Genomic DNA, 22397 nt, shown 5'->3' with positions numbered 1-22397 from the left:
AACCCCGGTGGAATGGCAGGCGCCGCGCGGGCTCGGCGGCGCCTTGAAGCGGCTCGGACAGGCGGGGCCTGCGCTCCGCCGCCCCGTCAGCGCGACGCTTGCGGGAACCGCGCGCCCGGCGGCGGTTCCGGTCGGGTCGACGGCACGCTCTTGCGCACCTTCGCGACCTGCGCGGCCGTCACCGGCGCGCCCGTGTTGCCCCAGCTCGTGCGCACGAAGTTCGACACGTCCGCGACTTCCTGGTCCGACAGGCGCCAGCCGAACGGCGGCATCGTGAAGGTCGACGGCGCGGTGTGCGTGCCCTGCAGCGCGCTGCCCTCCAGCACGACGTGGATCAGCGACGTCGGATCGCCGCCCTGCACGACCGGGTTGCCGGCGAGCGCCGGGAACACGCGCGTGTAGCCGTGGCCGTCGCTGCGGTGGCACGCCATGCAGTTGTCGCGATAGACGGCCGCGCCCGGCTTGCTCGCGTCGCCGGTCTGCAAGGCCTTCGCGGCGGCCGCGTCGTACACGTGCGGCTGCTCGCCCTGCACGCGCGGCGACAACGTCTTCAGGTAGCGCGCGATCGCATTCAGGTCGTCGTCGGTCATGTGCTGCATGCTGTGGCCGACCACGTCCGTCATCCCGCCGAACGCGGCCGTGCGCAGCGTGCGGCCGGTCTTCAGGAACTGCACGATCTCGGTTTCCGTCCACGTGCCGAGCCCGGTGCGCGGCTCGCCGCGCAGGCTGGTCGGCACCCAGCCGTCGATCGCCGCGCCGCCGGCCAGGAAGTCCGGGCCGTCCGCGTCGGTCAGCCCGCGCTCCTGCATCGTCGGCGCGCGCGGCGTGTGGCACGCGCCGCAGTGGCCGAGACCCTGCACGAGATACGCGCCGCGCGCGACCGCCGGGTCGGTGTACGGCGCCGCGTCGAACGGCTTCGGCGACGGCGCGAACATCTTGCGCCAGATCCCGAGCGGCCAGCGCATCGACAGCGGCCACACGATGTCGACCGCGCGGTTCTCGTGCTCGACGGGCGCGACGCCGTGCATGAAGTACGCGTACAACGCCTTCATGTCGTCGTCGGTGAGGCGCGCATAGGACGGGAACGGCATGGCAGGATACATCGTGTCGCCGTTCTTGCGCACGCCCTCGCGCACCGCGCGGGTGAAGTCGTCGAACGTCCAGCCGCCCAGGCCCGTTTTCGGGTCCGGCGTGATGTTCGTCGAATAGATTCCGCCGATCGGCGTGTCGAACTTCAGCCCGCCCGCGAACGGCTTGCCGCCGCTCGCCGTGTGGCATGCGATGCAGTCGCCCGCGCGGGCCAGGTATTCGCCGCGCTTGACGAGGTTCGCGTCGGCGGATCGAGCCGCGGGCGCGGCCGCGGGGCCCGAAGCCGCCGCGGGCGCAACCGCCGGTTGCGCGAAAGCCGCGGTGCCCGCAAGGCCGAACGCGGCCCAGGCCGCGCCGGCCGCCAGCGCGCGCCGCACCGGGGAAAGGTGGCGCGCGGCGTTGTGGTTCATCGTCCTCTTCATGCGGTCACCAGCGGGGCGGGATTCTTTAGGTATTGCTCGCGGATCGCGCGTGCCGACCAGTAGGCCAGCGCCGCGATGATCCCGGTCGGGTTGTAGCCGATGCCCTGCGGCAGCGCCGACGCGCCCATCACGAACACGTTGTGCACGTCCCAGCACTGCAGGTAGCGGTTCAGCACGCTCGTCTTCGGGTCGGTGCCCATGATCGCGCCGCCGACGAGGTGGGTCGTCTGGTACGCGCGCGAATCGAAGTGCTTGCCGAACTCGCGCGTCGACACGCCGATCGCCTTCGGCCCCATCGCCTCCGCGATCTTCTTCATCTGCCCGGTCACGTACTGCGCCATCCTGATGTCGTTGTCCTTCCAGTCGAAGGTCATCCGCAAGAGCGGCTGGCCGTACGAATCGCGATAGGTCGGATCAAGGTCGAGATACACGTCGCGGTACGACATGTTCGTGCCGTGCGCGTCCATCGAGATCGTGTGCGCGTAGTAGTCCTTCACGGACTTCTTCCACGCCGAGCCCCACTGCGGCGTGCCGGGCGGCGTCGCGATGCCGCTGATCGGCTTCGCGCCGGCCTGGTTCACCCACAGCGGCGAGCCGCCGACGAAGCCGAGCGGGCCGTGGTCGAAGTTGTCCGCGTTGAAATCGTCCACCGCGACGCCGTTGCCGCCCGCACCGATGAACGGGTTCGTGTAGGTGTCCTTGTCGAAGAACGCCTTGATCGTCGACAGGTTCTGGTACGCGAAATTGCGGCCCACGACGCCTTCGCCCGAGATCGGGTCGTACGGCTTGCCGATGCCCGACAGCAGCAGCAGGTGCACGTTGTGGTACTGGAACGCGGCCACGATCACGAGATCGGCCGGCTGGTGCACTTCGCGCCCGGCCGGGTCGACGTAGGTGACGCCCGTCGCGCGTTTCTTCGTGTCGTCGAGGTCGACGCGCAGCACGTGGCACTTCGAGCGCAGCTCGAAGTTCGGCGCCTGCTTCAGCGCGGGCAGGATGTTCAGGTTCGGCGACGCCTTCGAGTACATGTAGCACGCGTAGCCGCTGCAGTAGCCGCAGAAGTTGCACGGGCCCATCTGCACGCCGTACGGGTTCGTGTACGGGCCCGACGTGTTCGCCGACGGCAGCCGGTACGGATGCAGGCCGAGCGACTGCGCCGCATCGAAGAAGCGCTGCGCCGAATAGGTATTGAGCTGCGCGGGCAACGGGAAGTCGTTGCTGCGGTTCGCTTCGAACACGTTGCCGTCGCCGACCACCTTGCCGCCGACCTTGTACGCCTGCCCCGACGTGCCGAACACCTTCTCGGCGAAATCGAAATGCGGCTCGAGCTCGTCGTAGCTGACGCCGGTGTCCTGGATCGTCATCCCGGCGGGGATGAACTTCTTGCCGTAGCGCTCTTCATAGTGGCTGCGCAGGCGCAGCTCTTCCGGCGTGATCCGGAAGTGCACGCCCGACCAGTGCAGCCCCGCGCCGCCGACGCCCTCGCCCGGCAGGAACGCGGCGAGCTGCCGGTACGGCAGCGCGGTGTCCTGCACGCCGTGGCGGATCGAGACGGTCGTCTTCGACAGGTCGACGAACAGCTTCTTGCGGACGTTGTAGGTCAGCTCGTCGATCGTGTTCGGATACGCGCCGTCCGGATAGGTGTCGCGATACTCGCCGCGCTCGAGCGCGACGACCTTCAAGCCCGCTTCGGTCAGTTCCTTGGCGAGAATCGCGCCGGTCCAGCCGAAGCCGACGATGACCGCATCGACATGCGGCTTTTTCTCTGCGGCCATCAGGTGCGCTCCCCGTTGATCGAGACGGGGCCGTACGGATAGGGCTTGCCGTTCTGGTTGACGAAATCCATGAAGTCCGCGCGCGCGCCCGGAAAGCCGATCATCTTCCACGCGGCCATGTCGTGATTGCCGCCGTGCACCGGATCGCAGAAGTAGCCTTCGCGCGTGTTCTGCAGCAACTGGCCGAAGAACACGCCGGGCGGCACGTCGTCGATCTGCGCGCCGCCCTTCTCCAGCGCGCCGAGCACGGTGTCGCGCGTCGGCGCGTCGAGATCCGCGAACGCGTTGCCGTGGGCCTTTTCGCAATAGCGGTTGACGGCCGCGATGCCGAGCCGGTAGATGTCGCGCGGCACGAGCTTCAACTGGTAACCGAGCTCGGGCACGCCCTGCTGGAACGGCCCCTGCATGTACCACGTCGCGCCGTGCGCGTACGGCGTCTCCATCTGGCGGTCGATGAATTCGGGCACGCCCGATTCGAGCGCGCCAGGGCCTTCGGCGTCGGCCGGAATCAGCCGGTCGACGGCAGCCTGGACGAACGCCCACTCCTTCGCATCGAAGAAGGTCGGCTTGTACGGGGCGCGTTCGGCGCTGGCCGAGGCGGCGGGCGCGTTGCCGGCCGTCGTCGCGGATGGCGACGACGCGCGCAGGTCGCAGCCGGCGACCGACGCGATCGGCACGAGCGCGACCGACGTGCGCAGGAAACGGCGGCGCGAGTTGGGTTTGTCAGGTGGCGTGGACATGGTCGGATGTTGATCGTTGGGGATCGGGGGCCGGACGCGCGCATTCCGTATGCAGCGGGTCCGGCACGGCAGCCATGCCGCATGCGGCTGGCCGTCCTGTTCATTCGTGTGTTGCGAACAACCTCGATGCAGACACCGGCCGCACGATGCGCGACGGCGCGGTCATGCAGCCGCGTGCGTGCAGGTTCCGGCGGCGCGGATCGACCTCTTCGCGGGCCTTATCGTCGGACAAATACCGGCCTGTCGGCCTGGATCTGCCCGCCACCGCCATAACCGTGTTCAACCTGGACGCCGCGTTTGCCACAGCAGGCGCGACGCGCACGGCCCTCTTTCGGGTCCGGCGACGAGTGCCGCGAATTATATATGGAACCGGTTCCATTGCTAGGCGGTTCGATGCAATTCAATGCGTCGAAAATTGCAACAATTGAAAAATCCGGAAGCGGGAATGCGCAAGGATGGCGCGCTCGCCGGCCGAGCCGCGCAGCCGCCCGAGCGCCTCTAGCACGGCACCGCGACGCGCTTCCTGGAGTCGATTCTGGCGCAAGGGCTGAAACCCGGCGTCCGTCATCACGTGCATCTGTCGCCGGACATCCGGACTGCATTGGCCGTCGGCACACGCTACGGCGTGCCCGCGATTCTCGAAGTCGATGCGCAGCGCATGCACCGGCAAGGCCGCACGTTCTTCGTCGCCGAAAACGGCGTATGGCTGACCGACACCGTGCCGGCCGAATATCTCACGCAGATCGACACGCCGGCGCGGTGAGCCGCACGCCGCTCACCGCGGCCAGAACATCGACGCAAGCGACAGCGCAAGCGCCGCGCAAAGCGGGGAGTAATACAGCGTGTCCATCCGCGCGAAACGCGACCCGCGAACCCGCTTGAAGAAGCCGACATAGCGGAAATCGCCGACGGCCCGCACCGCGAAGATCAATGCGAGCGCGACGACCGCGAATGCGATCGTGCCGGGATACGCGTTCCGCCCCAACCAGCCGGCACGCGCGGCGACCACGCATGCGCCGGCCAGCAGCGCCGCCGCGACGGCAAACGTACCGACGGCGGTCGGCCGCAGCAGCGGCATGCCGTCCTGTTCCGGAATGGCCGCACGCTTGCCGAGCCGCCCGCCAAACGCCCAGTAGACGTGAACGAGCGCGATCGCGCAAAGCGTCGGCACGCTGAAATACGCGCCGGTCATGTCGGTAAATGTCCTCGTCTCGTTGTCTCGTCGTTTTGCCGGAGGATTCCGGCACGCGGCCCCGGCCCGCGACACGCAAGACGATACCGAAACCCGGCATCGCGTGCATTGCGGCGTCCGGTCGCAACCCGCCGCAGTGCGTGCTGCGGTGCAATGCGCAGACATCGTGGTGCCGGCCGTCCGCTTGACTTCCCTCAACGCACTACTACGCTGGTATTCCAGTACTGCGGTCGGCATGCCCCTGCGCAACCGGCCGCACGCGCATCGTTCGCCGCGCGGCGCACATGCACGACAACGATAACGAAGGCCATGGCGGCGACTCATGCTGATCGGTGTGCCGAAGGAGATCAAGAACCACGAATACCGCGTCGGCCTCACGCCGGCCGGCGCGCGCGAACTCACGCGGCACGGCCATACCGTGCTCGTCCAGCGCGGCGCGGGCACGGCGATCGGCCTGCTCGACAACGACTACACGGCCGCGGGCGCATCGCTGTGCGACGGCGCCGACGAAATCTTCGCGCGCGCCGACATGATCATCAAGGTCAAGGAGCCGCAGCCGGCCGAATGCGCGATGCTGCGGCGCGGCCAGATTCTCTATACCTACCTGCATCTCGCACCCGATCCCGAACAGGCGGCCGCGCTCGTGAAGTCCGGCGCCGTCTGCATCGCGTATGAAACCGTGACGGCGCCCGGCGGCGGCCTGCCGCTGCTCGCGCCGATGAGTGAGGTGGCGGGACGCATGTCGATCCAGGTCGCGGCGACCCACCTCGAAAGCCCGCGCGGCGGCCGCGGCGTGCTGATGGCCGGCGTGCCCGGCGTGCCGGCCGCGCACGTGGTTGTGCTCGGCGCGGGTGTGGTGGGTACCGGCGCGCTGCAGATGGCGGTCGGCCTCGGCGCGCGCGTCACCGTGCTCGACAACAACGTGAACCGCTTGCGTCAGCTCGACCTCGTCTTCGCCAACCGGATCACGACCGTCTGCTCGAATGCGCATACGATCGACGAAGCCGTGCGCGAAGCCGACGTCGTGATCGGCGCGGTGCTCGTGCCCGGCGCATCGGCGCCGCGGCTCGTCACGCGCGACATGATCGCGACGATGCGCACGGGCGCGGTCGTCGTCGATGTCGCGATCGACCAGGGCGGATGCTTCGAGACCTCGCGTGCGACAACGCATGCGGACCCGACCTTCGTCGTCGACGGCGTCGTGCACTACTGCGTCGCGAACATGCCCGGCGCGGTCGCGCGCACGTCGACCTTCGCGCTGAACAACGCGACGCTCGGGCATGCGCTCGCGCTCGCCGACAAGGGCTGGAAGCAGGCGATGACCGACGATCCGCACCTGCGCGCAGGCCTGAACGTCTGCGACGGGCACATCACGTACGAAGCGGTCGCGCTGGCGCTCGGCCTGCCTTATGTGCCGGCCGCCGGCGTGCTGGCATGACATGAACGCACGGCTGGCAGCACGCGTTGCCGGCCGTCTTCACTCACCCTTCGACCGGCTCCGCTTCGACCCGCCGCCCCCACCCATCGTGCGCGCGAGCAGCGGCCGCAGTTGCGCGAGCGTGCGCGTGTTGAGCACGTCCGGCCGCGTGAGCCAGCCGCGTCGCGCCTGATCGACGCCGTACGCGAGGTTGTCGAGTTCGTCCGCACTGCACGCATCCGAGCCGATCGCGACCGGCACGCCGGCCTTCGCGGCCTCGCGGCACCAGATGTCCGGCAGGTCGAACCGCCGCGGCTGCGCATCGAGTTCGACGAAGCAGCCGCGCGCCGCGGCCTGCGCGATCACGCGCGGCACGTCGAGCTCGCATGCGTCGCGCTCGCCGAGCATGCGGCCGGTCGGGTGCGCGAGTATCGTGAAATGCGGATGGTCCATCGCGCGCAGCATGCGGTCGGTCTGCGCGGCGCGCGACAGGTCGAAGCCGTCGCGTACCGCGCCGACGACGAGATCGAGCCGGCCGAGCATCGCGTCGGGTATGTCGAGACTGCCGTCTTCGAGAATGCCGGCTTCCACGCCCTTGAGCAGCACGAAATCGTCGAACGACGCATTGACGCGATCGATCTCGTCGAGCTGCCGCGCGAGCCATTCGAAGCTGTTGCGGCCGCCGTCGGCAGGCGGTGCCCGGTCGGTGATGGCCAGGTACGCGAGCCCGCGTGCGCGCGCCGCGTCGGCCATCGCACGCAGGCCGTCGCGGCCGGCCGATGCGTTCGTATGCGCATGCAGGTCGCCGTGGATATGCTTGCGCTCGACCAGCGCCGGCAGCGTGCCCGCGCGCGACGCGTCGATCTCGCCGCGATTCTCGCGCAGTTCGGGCGGCACGACGTGCAGCCCGATTGCATCGTAGACCGACGCCTCCGTCGTGCCGGCAATCCGCTCGTCGCCGCGAAACACGCCATATTCGTTGATCTTCAGCCCGCCGGCCTGCGCGATCCTGCGCAGCGCGATGTTGTGCGCCTTCGATCCGGTGAAGTAGACGAGCGCCGCGCCGAACGCATCGGCGTCGACGACGCGCAGGTCGACCTGCAACCCGCCGTCGAGCACGACGCTCGACTTCGTCTTGCCGTGCGCGAGCACGCGCGCCACCTTGTCGTAACCGACGAACGCGTCGGCGACGGCCACCGGATCGCGTGCAGTGGCGAGAATGTCGAGATCGCCGACCGTCTCGCGGCGGCGGCGAAAACTGCCGGCCGGCACGACCTTGCCGACGCCGGCCACCGCGCGCAGGCATTCGAGCAACGGCGTCAGCGCTTGCTCGGCAGCCGGCAGCAGGAAACGCTGCGGTTCGCGCTGCAGGCGATCGTCGATCGCTTCGAGCAGATGCGCTTCGGTTTTCGCGCCGAAGCCCGGCAACTCGCGCACGTGCCCGCTCTTCGCTTCGACGCGAAGCTGTTCGAGCGAATCGACGTGCAGTGCGTCATGCAGCGCCTTCACGCGTTTCGCGCCGAGCCCCGGTACGTCGAGCAGCTCGACGATCGCGCCCGGCAGCGCGTGGCGCAGCGATTGCTGCAGTTCGCAGGTGCCGGTCGCGGCGATCTCGCGCAGCTTCGACGCGAGATCGGCCCCGATCGACGGAATCTTTCCGAGATCGTCGCCGCTCGCGATCATCGTCGGGATGTCGCGCCCGTAGTCGGCGATCGTACGCGCGGCGTTGCGGTAGGCACGCACGCGGAACGGATTGGCGCCCTGGATTTCGAGCATGTCCGCGATCTCGGCGAACACGGCCGCGCACTCGGCATTGTGGATCGGCATGATCGGCGTGGCTCCCTTCCACGTGGATGGCGCCGCACGCGTGCGCGACGGCGTCTGCCCGCCCGGCGCCGCATGTCGACGCCGCCGGGCGCCCGTTCGTCATCCTACGCCGGCCGCGCATCGCGTGCAGCGCGAAAGCGGGATCGCGAGCGCGACGTCAGAGCGATGCACGCGGTGTCGTCGCGTAGCGTCGCTCGTAGACCGACTGACAGTGCGTGCAGCGCTCGGCGGTCGGGCGCGCGAGCAGGCGCTCATAGTCGACCGGCGCGTCGCAATCGATGCATTCGCCGTAGCTGCCGTCGCGCATTCGCAGTTGTGCGCGTCCGATCGCACGCAGTTCGGTCAGCTTCATGCCGATCAACGCATGATCGACGTCGACGAACAGATCCGCGTTCGCCTCGTCGCCCTCGTCCGGCGACGCGCCGGCAAGGTCCGCATAGGATTCCGACGCGCGCTGGTCTTCGCTCGTGCGGATCTCCGCACGCAGCGTCTGCTCGCTCTCCTTCAGCCGCTGTTGCAGCATCTGCCGTTGTTGTTGGTCGAGCGCCATGGCCGTCTCTCCTGTTCCGGGTTCCGCGCGGAAAGTGTGGCGCGCGGTGTCGCGCCGGTGCGCGGCGGATAGACACGACCGGCGCCGCCGCGCCCGGATATGCGCCCGGACGCATGCAGCGCCGGATGCATTCGACGCAGGATAAACCCATTGAACACGCGTGTGTTGACCGGAATCAGCGCGGCGCTCGCCGCATGCTCGCGGAAACTGGGGACGGACGCAAAAACGCGCCATCGCCGGATTCGTCTGATACAAACGCCGCGAAGGATCGCTCGATCCGCAGCGCAACATGACGTCATCGCGCGTCAGGCATCGGCACGAACGATGTCGAGCAATGCGCGCGCCGAGCGCTGCCAACTGTAACGCCGCGCATGCTCGCGGCCCATCGTGCGCAGCCGCGCACGCAGTTCGGGATCGTCCATCACGCGCGCGATCGACGCCGCGATATCCGGCGGCGAATACGCATCGCAGAACAATGCCGCTCCGCTGCAGACTTCCGGGAGTGCGCCCTCGTGCGACACGACGACGGGGCAGCCGCACCGCATCGCCTCGAGCGGCGGCAGCCCGAACCCTTCGTACAACGATGGAAAGACGAAGCAGCCGGCATGCTCGTACAGCGCCTTCAGTTCGCCGTCGGTCACGTAGCCGGCCCACGTGATGTACGGGTCGTCTTCGCGCAAGCCGGCTGCCCGTGCGCCGAAGATCTTCGCATTGGCGCCGCCCGCGATCACGAAGCGCAGCGTCGGATGCGACTCGCGCATCAGCGCGATCGCCGCAAGCGCGCGCCCGAGATTCTTGCCGGGCGCGAGCGACCCGACGAACAGCACATAGCGGTCCGTCTGCAGATTCAGCCGCGACAGCACGCCGGGGTCGGCGTCGATCCGGTCGATATGATCGACTGCGCCCGGCACGACCGACAGGCGTGCGGGCGGCACGCCAAGCCGCGCGGCCAGCCGCGCCCGCGAAAAATGCGAGACCGTCACGATATGGCGCGCGCGCCGCTTCAGGATCGAGAACGCAAAGCGATACCACAGACGGAACGCGAGCGAATAACCGGCCGGCAGATCGAAAATCGCCGCATCGTGAATCATCAGCAGTTGATCGCGCTTCGCCAGCGGCCCGATGTTGCATAGGCTCAGCAAGGTCCGGCCGCGCGTCGTGCGCGGCAGCGTCCATTGTTCCCAGAGCGCGCCGTGGCGGCGACCGGAGGTCTGCGACCGCGCACCGGCCGGCAATGCCGCCGGATCGTGATCGGACGGCACGACCAGCGCCGGCGCATCGTCGGCGTTCGCGATGCGCGCGAGTTCGGCCGTCAGTTCGTATGCCACCCGCTGAACGCCCGTCATGCGCTGCGCAGTGAATTTTCCGTTGATTACGAGGCCGCGCAACCGCGCGGTGTGCGCGGCTGCTCCGACGCCCCGTTTCACGCGCGCTTCCTGCAATACAGGTGCGCCTCGCTCCCGAATCGACGTTGACATGATCGTGACTGTTCCGATGGCTGCGGCGCGATTGCGCGCCGCCGGACACCCCGTTGCGCGGGATGCTGCTGTGCCGTCAGTGTGTCCGCCGCCTGCTATCCGGTCGGTACGTTCGACCGCACAACGCACCGCTTTCCGGACGATTCGCGATCCTCAGAAAGCGTTGCGCCCGATGAAGCCGCGCACGACCGTCAACAGGATGATCTTCATGTCGAACCAGAAGCTCCAGTTCTGCATGTAGAACAGATCGAACTTCACGCGCGCGGCCATCGCCTCGACCTTGCGCGTCTCGCCGCGATAGCCGTTCACCTGTGCCCATCCGGTGATGCCGGGCCGCACGCGGTAGCGGTACATGTAGCAGTCGATCAACTGCCGATAGAAGTCGTCGTGCTCGATCGCATGCGGACGCGGCCCGACGACCGACATCTGCCCGAACAGTACGTTGAAGAACTGCGGCAGCTCGTCGAGCGACGTGCGCCGCAGGAATGCGCCGACGCGCGTAATGCGCGAATCGTTACGCGACGCCTGCCGCAGTACGCCCGGCTGTACGCGATGCACGCGCATCGTCCTGAACTTCAGGATGTCGAACTCGCGACCGTCGACACCCTTGCGGCGCTGCCTGAACAGCACGGGCCCCGGCGAAGACAGCTTGACCGCGATCGCCAGCATCGACAGCAGCGGCAGCAACGGAATCAGCACGCCGAACGCGAACAGCCGATCGAACGCGAACTTCGCCCACAGCTCCGGCGCGGAGCGCGGCGTGGTCGCGAGATTGATCGCCGGCATGCCGAGCACGTCGGTCGCAGAGCGATCGACGACGGCCATCTGCCGCACGTCGGGCAACAGCCGCAGCTCGACGAATTCGTCGCGCAGCTCGCGCACGATGCGCTGGATCCGCCACTCGTGCGACATCGGCAGCGTGAGCCACACCTCGTCGATCGCACCGCCGCGAATCATGTCGCGCAACGCATTCCAGTCGTCGATCACCGGCACGCCGCCGATGCCGCCCGCGGCGGCCGGCGCATCGTCGTCGAATACGCAGGCCGCGACGAACGGGCCATTCGATGCAAGCTGCATCCGCTCGATCGCGACGCGCCCGTATGCGGTTGCGCCGACGACGGCGACGCGGCGCTGCCGCGCGCGCGGGTCGTCACGCGTCAGCGCGAGCGCCAGCAGCGCGGCGCGGCCGAGCAGCAGCGACGCGTCGCCGGACAGCACCGTGCGCACGATCCAGCGTGTCGTGACCGTGCCGCCGCGGTTCATGATCCACATCGTGGCCGCCACCGTCAGCACGCTCGCGCAAACCACGGCCACCATCGTCTGCGTCGGCACGTGTGTGCCGCCATGCGGCGCCACGCCGCCGCGCAGGTGGCGCGGCAGCAGCGCCACGGTCAACACGCACAGCAGCGCGATCGCACCGCGCTGCGCATCGGACAGCTCGGGCCACGCAAGGCCCGACGCCGCCTGCGCAGCGAGTGCCCCCGCCAGCAGGAGCACGACATCGGCCGCCGCGATCGCGGCACGCCGCATCGTATTCGTTCCACCGGACCTCGACTGCATCGTCACGCACCGTGTGCCGGGAATCCGCAACGTACCTCCTGGATGCGGGGGCGCACCGGCGTCGACCGCGCATTTCCGCGCGTGCCGAGCAAGCGGCGATAGTCGGCACGAATCAGGTCGTAGCATTCGCACGCGTGATGTTCGAGGCCGTCGCGGTCGAGCACCGTGATGCGGCCGCGGCGCTGCCGGATCAGCCCGGCTTCCTGCAGGTTGCCGGCCGCTTCCGTCACGCCTTCGCGCCGCACGCCGAGCATGTTCGCGATCGTCTGCTGCGTGACGGCCAGCTCGTCGCCGTCGATCCGGTCGTGCGCCAGCAGCAGCCAGCGGCTGAGCTGCTCGCTGACCGAGTGATGCCGGTTGCACAGCGCGCTGCGCGAGATCTGCGCCATCGTCGCCTGGCAGTAGTTGAGCAGCAGCCGGTAAGTCTCGGGCGAACGCTCGAATTCGGCGCGCATCACGCAGGTGGGCACGCGATAGGCCGTGCCGCCGATGCGCACCTCGACCCGGTTCGACGCGGCGATACCCCCAACCAGCGTGCCAAGCCCGACCGCGCCCTCGCGGCCGACCACCGCCACCTCGACCATCGCACCGTCCTCCATCAGGTGCTGCACCGACATCATTGCGGTCGTCGGGAAATGCAGATGGCGCATCGGCTCGCCGACCCGGTCGAGCATGCCGGCCTTGATCCGGACCAGTTCGAGGTGCGGTGCGATGGTGCGGATGCTGTCCTCCGGGAGGGCATCGAGGATGGCATTCGCCGAGTAGCTCGAGTGAAGATGAAGCATGTCTGTATCCCTTTTATGTCCGCGCCGCGTGCAGCCGCATGCACGGAACTCGTTATCGCGATGCGTGCCCGGACGCTCACAGCGGTTGCGGCCCACAACCCTGAATCCGGCTGCCCATCGGCTTGTCACTTCCGGATTGAGTCGACCGTACCGTTTCGACACGCCAGCCCGAATAAGCGATTTACGTGCCAATACCCGCCCATCCTTAATATATGAATCACATCCGATTTAGATCGACCGAATAACCCACCCAAAACCAAAAAAAGCGTCTCATTTCCGGACACTCTTCGGCGCGACGGACACCATTTCGCATTCTGCTGATCAATTTGCGCACCGGACCGGAGCCGCCGCGGCGGTGCCACGAGGCTTACCGGTCATATACTTACAGCCGATTTTCAATTGTTTCCGTGATGTGCCGAACAGCATGCGCAAGCGCCGCCACGCTTCACACGGTCGTTTGAAACTGTCTCAAATTTGAATCGGCACACTAATTCCAGGCTATGTCTGGTATCGCACATATCGCATGCAAGCGATTGATTCTTAGATGAATTCGTGCAACCCTGGTTTATTTGTCAAATAATGTTCAATGCTCGTGCGGCAATTTCCCCGTACGATGCGCGGCGTCGGTCGATTGCTTCACGATCGACATTGAATGGTCGACCAGCCTGTCATTCCAATCGCGGATGATTAATTTCATGGCAAATGAATCATTAAATCCGGATAACGTTTGCACCCAATCAAAACCGTCAAACTTTGTGAAATGACGCAATGTGAAATTGGTTGAATTCAATTGCGTGCTAGCCTTTGCGCAGCATCGTCATTCGAATTTCGATGAAACACAAGTCCGCACGAGCGTGCGAAATTCCCTTTTCGGGAGTATCGCCGCGACAGCGCGCGAACGCCACCCTACGAGGATGCGCCGTGACTCACCAGGCCCCCGACGTCGTCGCGCACGCGAACGGCATGATCGAGCTTTCCCACAGTTTCGATGCGAACCGGTTTCTCGCGGCCGTCGACCGCGACGAGCTCGCCACGCTGGTCCCCCACCTTCAACTCGTTCACCTGGAATCGGGGCAGGTGCTGTGCGAACCCGGCGAAATGCTCGCAGCCGTCTACCTGCCCGTCACGACGGCGATCTCGCTGCAGTACGTGTCGTCCGGCGGCATGACGCTGGAAGTCGCGGAAATCGGCAGCGAAAGCGTGGTCTGCGACGACGTGATCGGCGGCAGCGGCCGGATGCCGTGCCGTGCCGTCGCTTGCCGCGGCGGCTTCGTCTACCGGCTCGACCGTCGCGTGTTCGCGGCCGCGTTCGACGCATCGCCGGTGATCCGCCATCTCGTGTTCGTCTGCGTGCGGCTCTTGATGGCGCAGGTATCGCAGATCACGTTCTGCAGCCGTCATCATGTGCTCAAACATCAGTTATGCAGATGGTTCCTGCTGGCGTACGACCGTACGCGCAGCATCGAGATCCAGGTGACGCACAGCATGCTGGCGCAGATGCTCGGCGTGCGGCGGGAAACGGTCACCGATGCCGCCGGCGAAATCCAGAAGCTCGGCCTGATCCGGCAATACCGGAGCTCGATCGAGCTGGCCGACCTCGACGGCCTCGAGAAGATGTCGTGCGGCTGCCGCGCGATCGTGCGCGACGAGATGAAACGCATCCTGTCGGCCGATTCGGGCGTGCCGGCCGCATCGCGTGCCTGATTGCCGCGCCGATTCGTGCGGCGCCAGCATGCGGGGTTAGCGGTTTGTAGGGTGGCGAACAGAACGCCGTGCGTGCGAATGGTCTACTGATGCCGGACTGCCGGGGGGATGTCAGCGCGATGCGCGCGTCTGCCCGAGCGGACGACACCACGCACGCCGGAGCAGCACGTGAAAAACGAAATCAGAACCATCCTCAAGCACGTCGCCCACCTCGAAGCCGCGATCGATTCGATCGGCGACGGGGACGACCTCTACGAAGCGGGCCTCTCCTCGCTCGACACGATCCAGTTGATGCTCGCGATCGAGAAGCAGTTCAACATCGAGATTCCCGACGAGATGCTGAACCGCAACCTGTTCCGCAGCATCGACGCACTCGCGGACACGATCGCCACGCTGCAACGCACCGAGCATTCCGCATGAGCGCGCTGCTTCCCGAACTCGCGGCCGACAGCGAATCGCATCGGCTCGACGAGGCCGCGCACGCCGTCGCGCAGATCGCCGCGCAGCACGCGGATGCGGTCGACCGCGACGCGCGCTGCCCCGTCGAGGCGATCGAGGCGATGCGCGCGCGCCGGCTGCTGGGCGCGATGGTGCCGACTCATCTCGGCGGCGCTGGCGCGTCGCTGCAAGACATCGCTTCGGCCTGCTCGATCCTCGGCCAGGCCTGCGCATCGTCGGCGATGGTGTTCGCGATGCATCAGATCCAGGTTGCCTGCATCGTCAACCACGCCGTCGACCAGGGCTGGCACAAGTTGTTCCTGCAGCAGCTCGTGCGCCACCAGTGGCTGCTCGCGTCGGCCACGTCGGAAGACGGCGTCGGCGGCAACCTGCGCGCGAGCCAGTGCGCGCTCGAAACCGACGGCAGCGAATTCCGGCTGCGCAAATCCGCGCCGACGATCTCGTACGGCGACTATGCGGACGGCATCCTCGCGACCGCGCGACGCGACGCGGACGCGCCGGCTTCCGAACAGGTGCTCGTCACGCTGCTGCGCGACGGCTATACGCTCACGCGCCGCGGCGAATGGGACACGCTCGGGATGCGCGGCACCTGCAGCAACGGCTTCGTGCTCGACGCACAGGGTGCCGCCGTTCAGTGCCTGCCGGTGCCGTTCGCGAAGATCGCCGAGGAAACGATGGTGCCGGTCTCGCACATCCTGTGGGCCGCGGTCTGGATCGGCGTGGCCGGCGACGCGTTCCATCGCGCGCACCAGTTCTTCCGCGCGCAGGCACGCCAGACCGACGGCGCGCCGTCGCCCGCGTCGCGGCGCATCGCCGAATCGCTCGAGCTGATGCAGGCGATGCAGGCCCGCGTCGACAACGTGCTGCGGCTTCATGCGAATACGCCGGCCCGCTCGTGGTCCGCCGGCATGGCCTGGGCCGCCGAGATCAACACGCTGAAGACCTACGTATCGTCGACCGCGCTGGAAGTCGCGCAACAGGCGATGATGATCTGCGGGATGGCCGGCTACAAGCAAGGCACGCCGTTCAGCATCGGCCGCCACATTCGCGACCTGCACGCGGCGCCGCTGATGATCAGCAACGACCGCATTGCCGCCAACACCTCGAGCCTGCTGCTCGCGCTGCGTCCTGCGACGCTGGAGAAACATTCGTGAACGATCGCCTCGCCGTGCCCTCCGCCGCCTCCTCTCCCGCCGACGCGCCGCTCGACCGCGCGGGCGTCAATCCGCTGCGCGATGCGCTGATCGACGCGGGCCTGCTGATCTCGACCGGCATCCAGGGCCTGTTCGGCCGCAGCGAACGGTTCGAGCGCGTCGTCGAAGCGCTCGACGCATTCGTCACGCGCCTCGGCGCCGACCAGCAGGCCGAAGTGCTGCGCTTCCCGCCGGCGATGAGCCGCACCGAATTCGAGCGCAGCGAATACATGAAGAGCTTCCCGCAGCTCGCGGGCAGCGTGCATGCGTTCTGCGGCGACGAGCAGCAGCACCAGCGCCTGTTGCAGTGTCTCGATCGCGGCGACGACTGGACGGAAAACCAGAAGCCGACCTACGTCGTGATGACGCCGGCCGCATGCTACCCGGTCTATCCGGTCGTCGCACGCGCGGGTGCGCTGCCCGGCGACGGCCGGATCGTCGACGTGTTCTCGTACTGCTTCCGCCACGAGCCGTCGCTCGATCCGACCCGCATGCAGTTGTTCCGGATGCGCGAATACGTGCGGATCGGCACGCCCGAACAGATCGTCGCGTTCCGCGAGACGTGGATCGAGCGCGGCACGCGGATGATCGACGCGCTGCGCCTGCCGAACGCGATCGATCTCGCGAACGACCCGTTCTTCGGGCGCGGCGGCAAGATCGTCGCGAACAGCCAGCGCGAGCAGAACCTGAAGTTCGAGCTGCTGATCCCGATCGAGCACGACGACCGCCAGACCGCATGCCTGAGCTTCAACTACCACATGGACCATTTCGGGCTGCTGTGGGACATCCGCACCGAGACGGGCGACGTCGCGCATACGGGCTGCGTCGGCTTCGGTCTCGAACGGCTCACGCTCGCGCTGTTCCGCCACCACGGCTTCGACATCGACGCGTGGCCGCGCGAGGTCCGCGACGTGCTGTGGGGCACGCGATGAGGTTCGTTTCCCGCGACGGCGAAGACGCGTCGTTCGACGACGTGCGCCACCGTGCGCGCCACTACCGGCCGCACCCGCTGCACAGTCAGGAGATGGTCTGGAAGCAGACCAATTGCTACGTCGACATGTGGCTCGAGGTGCTCCGGTGGTGGGGTTTCAATCCGTACGCGGCGCTGCCGTTTACGATCGCGCTCGATTTCGAGGGCGACCAGTTCACGTTCTTCAAGTTTCCGCACGACGAACTGGAGCGGCTCTACGGCATCGTCGTGCAGGAGCACTCGATCTACGAGCCGCTCGACCGGCACATCGAAACGCAGGTCGCGCGCGGGCACCTGATGATCGTCGAGGTCGACGCGTGGTTCCTGCCCGACACGCGCGGCAGCAGCTATCGCACGCAGCACACGAAGACGACGATCGGCATCGACGCGATCGACCACGCGAAGCGCCAGATCGGCTATTTCCACAACAGCGGCTATTACGTGGCCGAGGATTTCGACTACAACGGGCTCGTCGGCGGCAGTTCGCCGATGACGCTGCCGCCGTACGTCGAAATCGCGAAGCGGCGCTTTGCGCCGCTCGACGAGCGCGCGCTATGCGAAGCGTCGCTCGCCGCGCTGCAGCGCCACCTGAGGCGCCTGCCGGTCGTCGATCCGATCGCGGCATTCCGGCGACAGTTGCAGACCGATGCGAAGACGCTCGCCGATGCGCCGCTCGAACACTTTCATGCGTACTCGTTCAATTCGGTGCGGCAGCTCGGCGCGAATTTCGAACTGTTCGGCCATTACGCGCGCTGGCTGCAGGCCAGCGGCTGCGTCGGGCCGTTCGCCGAGATCCGCGCCGCATGCGACCGCATCGCGTCCGAAGCGATGGTGCTGGAGTTCCGGCTCGCGCGCGCCTGCGCACGCGGCAAGGAAGAACGCGGCGATTCGACGCTCGAGGCGATCGCGGCCGCCTACGTCGATCTCATCGCCTGCGCGCGGCAGATCGGCTCGCCGTCGCGGCATGTGGCGCCCGCGACGCCTGCGCGCAGCGACGCGGCGCCCGTGCCGGCCATGCGGTGACGCGCGCGCGTGCCCTGCCCGCGTGGTCGATGCTGGCGACGGCCGCAGGCGCCGCGCGGGAACCGCGCGATCTTCCGGCCGACGGCGACGGCTGGATCGCGGCGCCGGTGCCCGGCACGGTCGCGCAGGCGCTCGCGCTGGCCGGCCGGCTCGACGAAGCGGCGTCGCTCGACGAACGCGATCACTGGTACCGGATCGAACTGCGCGGGCGCGGGCCGCGCGTGCTGCGCTTTCACGGCCTCGCGACGCTCACGCAGGCGTGGCTCGATGACACGCCGATCCTCCGCTCCGACAGCATGTTCGTCGCGCACGACGTTCCCGTATCGCTCGACGGCACGCACCGGCTGACGCTCTGCTTCGGTGCGCTCGCGCCGCACCTGCGCGACGCGCGCGCGCCGCGCCGTGCGCGCTGGCGCACGCGGCTCGCCGAGCCGGCGGCGCTGCGCACGGTCCGCACGTCGCTGTTCGGACACATGCCCGGCTGGTTTCCGCCATACGTGCCGACCGGCCCGTGGCGCCCCGTCGACGTACTCGATCCGGCCGACGGCTTCGTTCCGGTCGACTGCGACCTGCGTGCGCGCGTCGAAGGCGACACGGGCTGGCTCGATGCCGAACTGACATTTGCCGCGCCGTTGCCCGACGCGCTCGCGGCAAGACTGTCGTGCGGCGAACACCAAGCGACGCTCGAACGCGCCGGCACCGACCGGCTACGCGCGAGCGTCGCGGTGCCCAACGTGCGCCGCTGGTGGCCGCATACGCATGGCGAGCCGGCACTCTACGAAATCGCGCTGCATATCGGCGACGAACGGCGGCCGCTCGGCTCGACCGGCTTCCGCACGATCGAGATCGATGCCGGCGCCGACGGCAAGGGATTCGGGCTGCGCATCAACGGCGTGCCCGTGTTCGCGCGCGGCGCATGCTGGAGCAGCGCCGCACCGCTTGCGCTGCACGCGGACGACGCCACCTACGGCCGCCTGCTCGGGCTCGCACGCGACGCAGGCTTCAACATGATCCGCGTCGGCGGCACGATGACCTACGAAGCCGACGCATTCCACGCGTGGTGCAACCGGCTCGGGCTGCTGGTCTGGCAGGACTTCATGTTCGCGAACTTCGATCATGCGCTCGACGATCCCGCGTTCGCGGACAACGTCGACCGTGAAGCCGATCAATTCCTCGCGCGCCACGGGGCGTCGCCGTCGCTCGCGGTGCTGTGCGGCGGCAGCGAGATCGCGCAACAGGCGGCGATGTCGGGGCTCGGGCCGAAGCAGCGCTTCCTCGAGCTGACCGCCGAGCGGCTGGCCGGCCACGCGGCCGCGCGCCGGCCCGACGTCCCGTATGTGCCCGATTCGCCCGACGGCGGCGTGCTGCCGTTCGCGCCGCGCGAGCGCGTATCGCACTACTACGGCGTCGGCGCGTACCTGCGCCCGCTCGACGATGCGCGCCGCGCGGACGTGCGCTTCGCGAGCGAATGCCTCGCGTTCGCGAACGTGCCGTGCGATGCGACGCTCGCCAGCCTCGGCTGGCCCGGCGTGCACGAGCCGCGCTGGAAGGCGGCCGTGCCGCGCGACCCCGGCACGTCGTGGGATTTCGAGGACATTCGCGACCACTATCTGCAGACGCTGTACGACGTCGCGCCCGACCAGCTGCGCCGCGAGGATCCGGCACGCTACTTCGAACTGTCGAGGGCCGCGATCGCGGACGTGATGCGCGAGACGTTCTCCGAATGGCGGCGCGCCGGTTCACGCTGCGCCGGCGCGCTCGTATGGCAGTTCCAGGACGTGATGCCTGGTGCCGGATGGGGTGTGATCGACGCCACGCGCCGGCCGAAATCGGCGTGGTATGCGCTGCGCCAGGTGCTGCAGCCCGTGCAGGTGCTGCTCGTCGACGAAGGCTTGAACGGGCTCGACGTGCATGTGGTCAACGAGCGCCCGGCGCCGCTGTCGGCGGCCGTCGAACTGGTCGCGCTGCGCGACGGCCGCACACCGGTCGCGCGGGCCGGCTGCCCGGTACGGATCGCCGCGCACGACACGATACGGATCGGCTCGGCCGAGCTGCTCGGCCGGTTCTTCGACTGGACCTATGCGTACCGTTTCGGGCCCTGCGAACACGACACCGTCGTCGCGACGCTACGCACCGACGACGGCACGCTGCTGTCGCAGGCGTTCCATTTCCCGTCCCGCACGCATCCGGCCGTGCTGGCGCGCCGCGAACTCGGGATCGAAGCGTGCGTGTCGCGCACCGGCGATACGTGGCACGTCGACATCGACACGCGGCACGTCGCGCGCCACGTGCAGATCGACGCGCCGGGTTTCATGCCGCGCGACGACTGGTTTCATCTCGCGCCCGGCACGCCGGCGCGCGTCGCGCTCGTTCCGCTGGAAACCGCCGGGAAGATTCGGGACGCGGACGGCGGACCGCCTGCCGTGGAAATCCGCGCGGTAAACGCCGCGCGAACGGTACGCGCCACGCAGGCCGGTTGACGCGACGCTCGCAGGCGCCATGCGCCGCGAGCGCCGCAATTCGAACGTCAGTCGGACGAACCCGTGCCGCGCGGCCGCTCGATCCCGTACGCTTCCATCCAGCGATACAGCGTCGCGCGCGACACGCCAAGCTCGCGCGCCGAAGCCGCGACGCGCCCGCGCGTGCGCAGCAACGCGGTTTCGATCGCCTCGCGCTCGATCGACTTGCGGATGTCGGCCACGGACGGCGACGCCGCATCGAGACAGTATTCGAGCTCGAGATCCCGCGCGGTGATCAGGCGCCCTTCGGTCATCACGACCGCGCGGCGCACGCGGTTGATCAGTTCGCGGACATTGCCGGGCCAGTCGTGCTTGTAGAGTGCGGTGATCGCGTCCGTCGAGAAGCCGCGCACGCGATGACGCGCATCGCCGCGGAAGCGTTCGAGCATGTGGTGCGCGAGCAGTTCGATGTCCTTGCCGCGCGCGCGCAGCGGCGGCTGGTCGATGCGCATCACGCACAGGCGGTGGAACAGGTCCGCGCGAAAACGCCCTTCCTCCATCGCGCCGCGCAGGTCGACGTGCGTCGCCGATACGATCCTGACATCGACCGGCACCGGATCGCTGCCGCCGAGGCGATGGATCGAGCGCTCCTGCAGAAAACGCAGCAGGCTCGCCTGGCTCTCGTGCGGCAGGTCGCCGATCTCGTCGAGCAGCAGCGTGCCGCCGTTCGCGGCCTCGACATAGCCGATCTTGCGCGCGTTCGCGCCGGTAAACGCGCCGCGCTCATAACCGAACAGCTCCGATTGCAGCAGATGCGGCGGAATCGCGCCGCAGTTGACCGCGACGAACGGGCCGTTGCGCCGCTCCGAATGACGATGGATCGCGACGGCCGTCAGCTCCTTGCCGGTACCCGTTTCGCCGAACACGAACACCGGTGCGTCGGTGCGCGCGAAGCGCCGCACCGTGTCGAACAGCCGCAGCATCGCGCTGCAGGTGCCGACGATGCCTTTCTCGTCCGATTCGAGCTGCTCGCGGTCGCGCGCGAACAGGCATTCCATGCCGTATGCATGGCCGACCGTATCGGCGATCCGCTGGTGCGACGCGGGCAACGTGACGTAGTCGAAGCAATAGTCGCGCAACAGCGCGCGCACGTTCGGGGAAGCGGTCTGGCCGACGTCGACGAGCGCGACCCACACGACGTCGCGCATCGACGCACAGGTCGACGCGATGCTGCCGATCGCATCGGCATGGCCGCCGCTCAGGTCGAGAATGCCGCAGGTGATTTCGCCGGGCGTATTGCGCAGCTCGTTCGCATGCTCGACGATCGACACCTTCCAGTCGCGTCGGGCCAGTTCCTTTCGCAGCATGACGGACGGCGACTGCGTCCAGTAAATCAGCGGACGCTGCCCGTTACCGCTTCCCCCGCCGGCGCTCTTATCGCGCGTTATTGGCATATTCATAACGAACCATCACTTTCTCCACTCCGCGAACCGTTCGCGTGCGCTGCGGCCGGCGGCACATGGCTGCCTGTCCGCGCTGCGTTTCCGCAGCTTTGGCGAAGATCGAAACTGCACACGGCGAGAGCCCCCGGAGGTCGAGCCGGATGTCATCCGGCCTCGTTGTCATCGAACTCGAAGGGAACGCGCGGCCGCGGGAGCCACGACGTTCCGGCTTTGATGCGACGCGCCGTCAGGCGGAGCACGTCGGCAAACGGGAAATCCGTCCGCAGGTGCGTTGCGTCGTACACGACAGTC

The 22397-nt window shown here is 67.9% G+C and carries 20 protein-coding genes; 8 read left to right on the top strand and 12 right to left on the bottom strand.

The window, feature by feature from the left end; all coding sequences use genetic code 11:
* Window positions 1–86: 86 nt before the first annotated feature.
* The 4 genes from ACNQQL_RS02000 to ACNQQL_RS01985 form a co-directional block, all read right to left on the bottom strand.
* Window positions 87–1511 carry a cytochrome c gene (locus ACNQQL_RS02000; RefSeq protein WP_347063017.1) on the bottom strand — a complete coding sequence of 475 codons (1425 nt, stop codon included), beginning with the start codon at window positions 1509–1511 and terminating at the stop codon, window positions 87–89.
* Window positions 1508–3286, bottom strand: coding sequence for a GMC family oxidoreductase (locus tag ACNQQL_RS01995; RefSeq protein WP_072436655.1), 1779 nt, complete (start codon window positions 3284–3286; stop codon window positions 1508–1510). The genes ACNQQL_RS02000 and ACNQQL_RS01995 overlap by 4 nt, the downstream gene beginning before the upstream one ends.
* Window positions 3286–4026, bottom strand: coding sequence for a gluconate 2-dehydrogenase subunit 3 family protein (locus tag ACNQQL_RS01990; protein ID WP_105389907.1), 741 nt, complete (start codon window positions 4024–4026; stop codon window positions 3286–3288). The genes ACNQQL_RS01995 and ACNQQL_RS01990 overlap by 1 nt, the downstream gene beginning before the upstream one ends.
* 400 nt (window positions 4027–4426) lie before the next feature.
* Entirely contained in the window at window positions 4427–4603 is a 177-nt protein-coding gene (locus ACNQQL_RS01985) for a hypothetical protein (RefSeq protein WP_347063016.1), read from the bottom strand.
* On the opposite strand from ACNQQL_RS01985, the gene ACNQQL_RS01980 reads away from it, so the two are divergent.
* Complete coding sequence (locus ACNQQL_RS01980; RefSeq protein WP_347063156.1) at window positions 4550–4789, top strand: RNA 2'-phosphotransferase; 240 nt, start codon at window positions 4550–4552, stop codon at window positions 4787–4789. The genes ACNQQL_RS01985 and ACNQQL_RS01980 overlap by 54 nt on opposite strands.
* Window positions 4790–4801: 12 nt before the next feature.
* Here the strand turns inward: ACNQQL_RS01980 and ACNQQL_RS01975 are convergent, their stop codons facing one another.
* Window positions 4802–5218 (bottom strand): DUF3995 domain-containing protein, encoded by a 417-nt coding sequence (locus ACNQQL_RS01975; RefSeq protein WP_204422801.1) that lies wholly within the window; start codon window positions 5216–5218, stop codon window positions 4802–4804.
* 322 nt (window positions 5219–5540) lie between these two features.
* Between ACNQQL_RS01975 and ald the strand changes: the two genes are divergently transcribed.
* Window positions 5541–6656: an alanine dehydrogenase gene (gene ald / locus ACNQQL_RS01970; protein WP_204422800.1), complete on the top strand. Its 1116-nt coding sequence runs from the start codon at window positions 5541–5543 to the stop codon at window positions 6654–6656.
* 39 nt (window positions 6657–6695) lie between these two features.
* Here ald and polX read toward each other — a convergent pair whose 3' ends face one another.
* From polX to ACNQQL_RS01940, 6 genes are all read right to left on the bottom strand, one after another.
* Window positions 6696–8462 carry a DNA polymerase/3'-5' exonuclease PolX gene (gene polX, locus ACNQQL_RS01965; protein ID WP_347063015.1) on the bottom strand — a complete coding sequence of 589 codons (1767 nt, stop codon included), beginning with the start codon at window positions 8460–8462 and terminating at the stop codon, window positions 6696–6698.
* Between the two features lie 157 nt (window positions 8463–8619).
* Window positions 8620–9012, bottom strand: coding sequence for a TraR/DksA family transcriptional regulator (locus tag ACNQQL_RS01960; protein ID WP_034179693.1), 393 nt, complete (start codon window positions 9010–9012; stop codon window positions 8620–8622).
* Window positions 9013–9317: 305 nt separating this feature from the next.
* On the bottom strand, window positions 9318–10490 hold the full coding sequence (locus tag ACNQQL_RS01955) for a glycosyltransferase family 4 protein (RefSeq protein ID WP_416392496.1): 1173 nt from the start codon (window positions 10488–10490) through the stop codon (window positions 9318–9320).
* A gap of 153 nt (window positions 10491–10643) precedes the next feature.
* Window positions 10644–12020, bottom strand: a complete 1377-nt coding sequence (locus tag ACNQQL_RS01950) for an undecaprenyl-phosphate glucose phosphotransferase (protein ID WP_347063014.1) — start codon at window positions 12018–12020, stop codon at window positions 10644–10646.
* A 32-nt stretch (window positions 12021–12052) separates the two neighbouring features.
* Complete coding sequence (locus ACNQQL_RS01945) at window positions 12053–12835, bottom strand: Crp/Fnr family transcriptional regulator (RefSeq protein ID WP_347063013.1); 783 nt, start codon at window positions 12833–12835, stop codon at window positions 12053–12055.
* A 583-nt stretch (window positions 12836–13418) separates the two neighbouring features.
* Window positions 13419–13625: a hypothetical protein gene (locus ACNQQL_RS01940; protein WP_347063012.1), complete on the bottom strand. Its 207-nt coding sequence runs from the start codon at window positions 13623–13625 to the stop codon at window positions 13419–13421.
* Between the two features lie 131 nt (window positions 13626–13756).
* Between ACNQQL_RS01940 and ACNQQL_RS01935 the strand changes: the two genes are divergently transcribed.
* The 6 genes from ACNQQL_RS01935 (at window position 13757) to ACNQQL_RS01910 (ending at window position 20664) form a co-directional block, all read left to right on the top strand.
* Complete coding sequence (locus ACNQQL_RS01935; protein ID WP_347063011.1) at window positions 13757–14539, top strand: Crp/Fnr family transcriptional regulator; 783 nt, start codon at window positions 13757–13759, stop codon at window positions 14537–14539.
* 168 nt (window positions 14540–14707) lie between these two features.
* Window positions 14708–14959, top strand: coding sequence for an acyl carrier protein (locus ACNQQL_RS01930; protein ID WP_006490451.1), 252 nt, complete (start codon window positions 14708–14710; stop codon window positions 14957–14959).
* Window positions 14956–16152: an acyl-CoA dehydrogenase family protein gene (locus ACNQQL_RS01925; RefSeq protein ID WP_347063010.1), complete on the top strand. Its 1197-nt coding sequence runs from the start codon at window positions 14956–14958 to the stop codon at window positions 16150–16152. Before ACNQQL_RS01930 ends, ACNQQL_RS01925 begins: the two co-directional genes overlap by 4 nt.
* Window positions 16149–17123, top strand: a complete 975-nt coding sequence (locus ACNQQL_RS01920) for an amino acid--[acyl-carrier-protein] ligase (protein WP_347063009.1) — start codon at window positions 16149–16151, stop codon at window positions 17121–17123. Before ACNQQL_RS01925 ends, ACNQQL_RS01920 begins: the two co-directional genes overlap by 4 nt.
* The gene (locus tag ACNQQL_RS01915) at window positions 17120–18184 is read left to right on the top strand and encodes a DUF1839 family protein (RefSeq protein ID WP_347063008.1); all 1065 of its coding nucleotides are present in this window, start codon (window positions 17120–17122) and stop codon (window positions 18182–18184) included. Before ACNQQL_RS01920 ends, ACNQQL_RS01915 begins: the two co-directional genes overlap by 4 nt.
* Entirely contained in the window at window positions 18181–20664 is a 2484-nt protein-coding gene (locus ACNQQL_RS01910; RefSeq protein ID WP_347063007.1) for a glycoside hydrolase family 2 protein, read from the top strand. Before ACNQQL_RS01915 ends, ACNQQL_RS01910 begins: the two co-directional genes overlap by 4 nt.
* A gap of 47 nt (window positions 20665–20711) precedes the next feature.
* Here ACNQQL_RS01910 and ACNQQL_RS01905 read toward each other — a convergent pair whose 3' ends face one another.
* On the bottom strand, window positions 20712–22103 hold the full coding sequence (locus tag ACNQQL_RS01905; RefSeq protein ID WP_034179702.1) for a sigma-54 dependent transcriptional regulator: 1392 nt from the start codon (window positions 22101–22103) through the stop codon (window positions 20712–20714).
* Window positions 22104–22397: the final 294 nt, after the last annotated feature.

Source organism: Burkholderia sp. LFS061 (assembly GCF_047978125.1).
Taxonomy (GTDB): domain Bacteria; phylum Pseudomonadota; class Gammaproteobacteria; order Burkholderiales; family Burkholderiaceae; genus Burkholderia; species Burkholderia pyrrocinia_C.
This window is presented reverse-complemented; position numbering and strand designations above follow the sequence as displayed.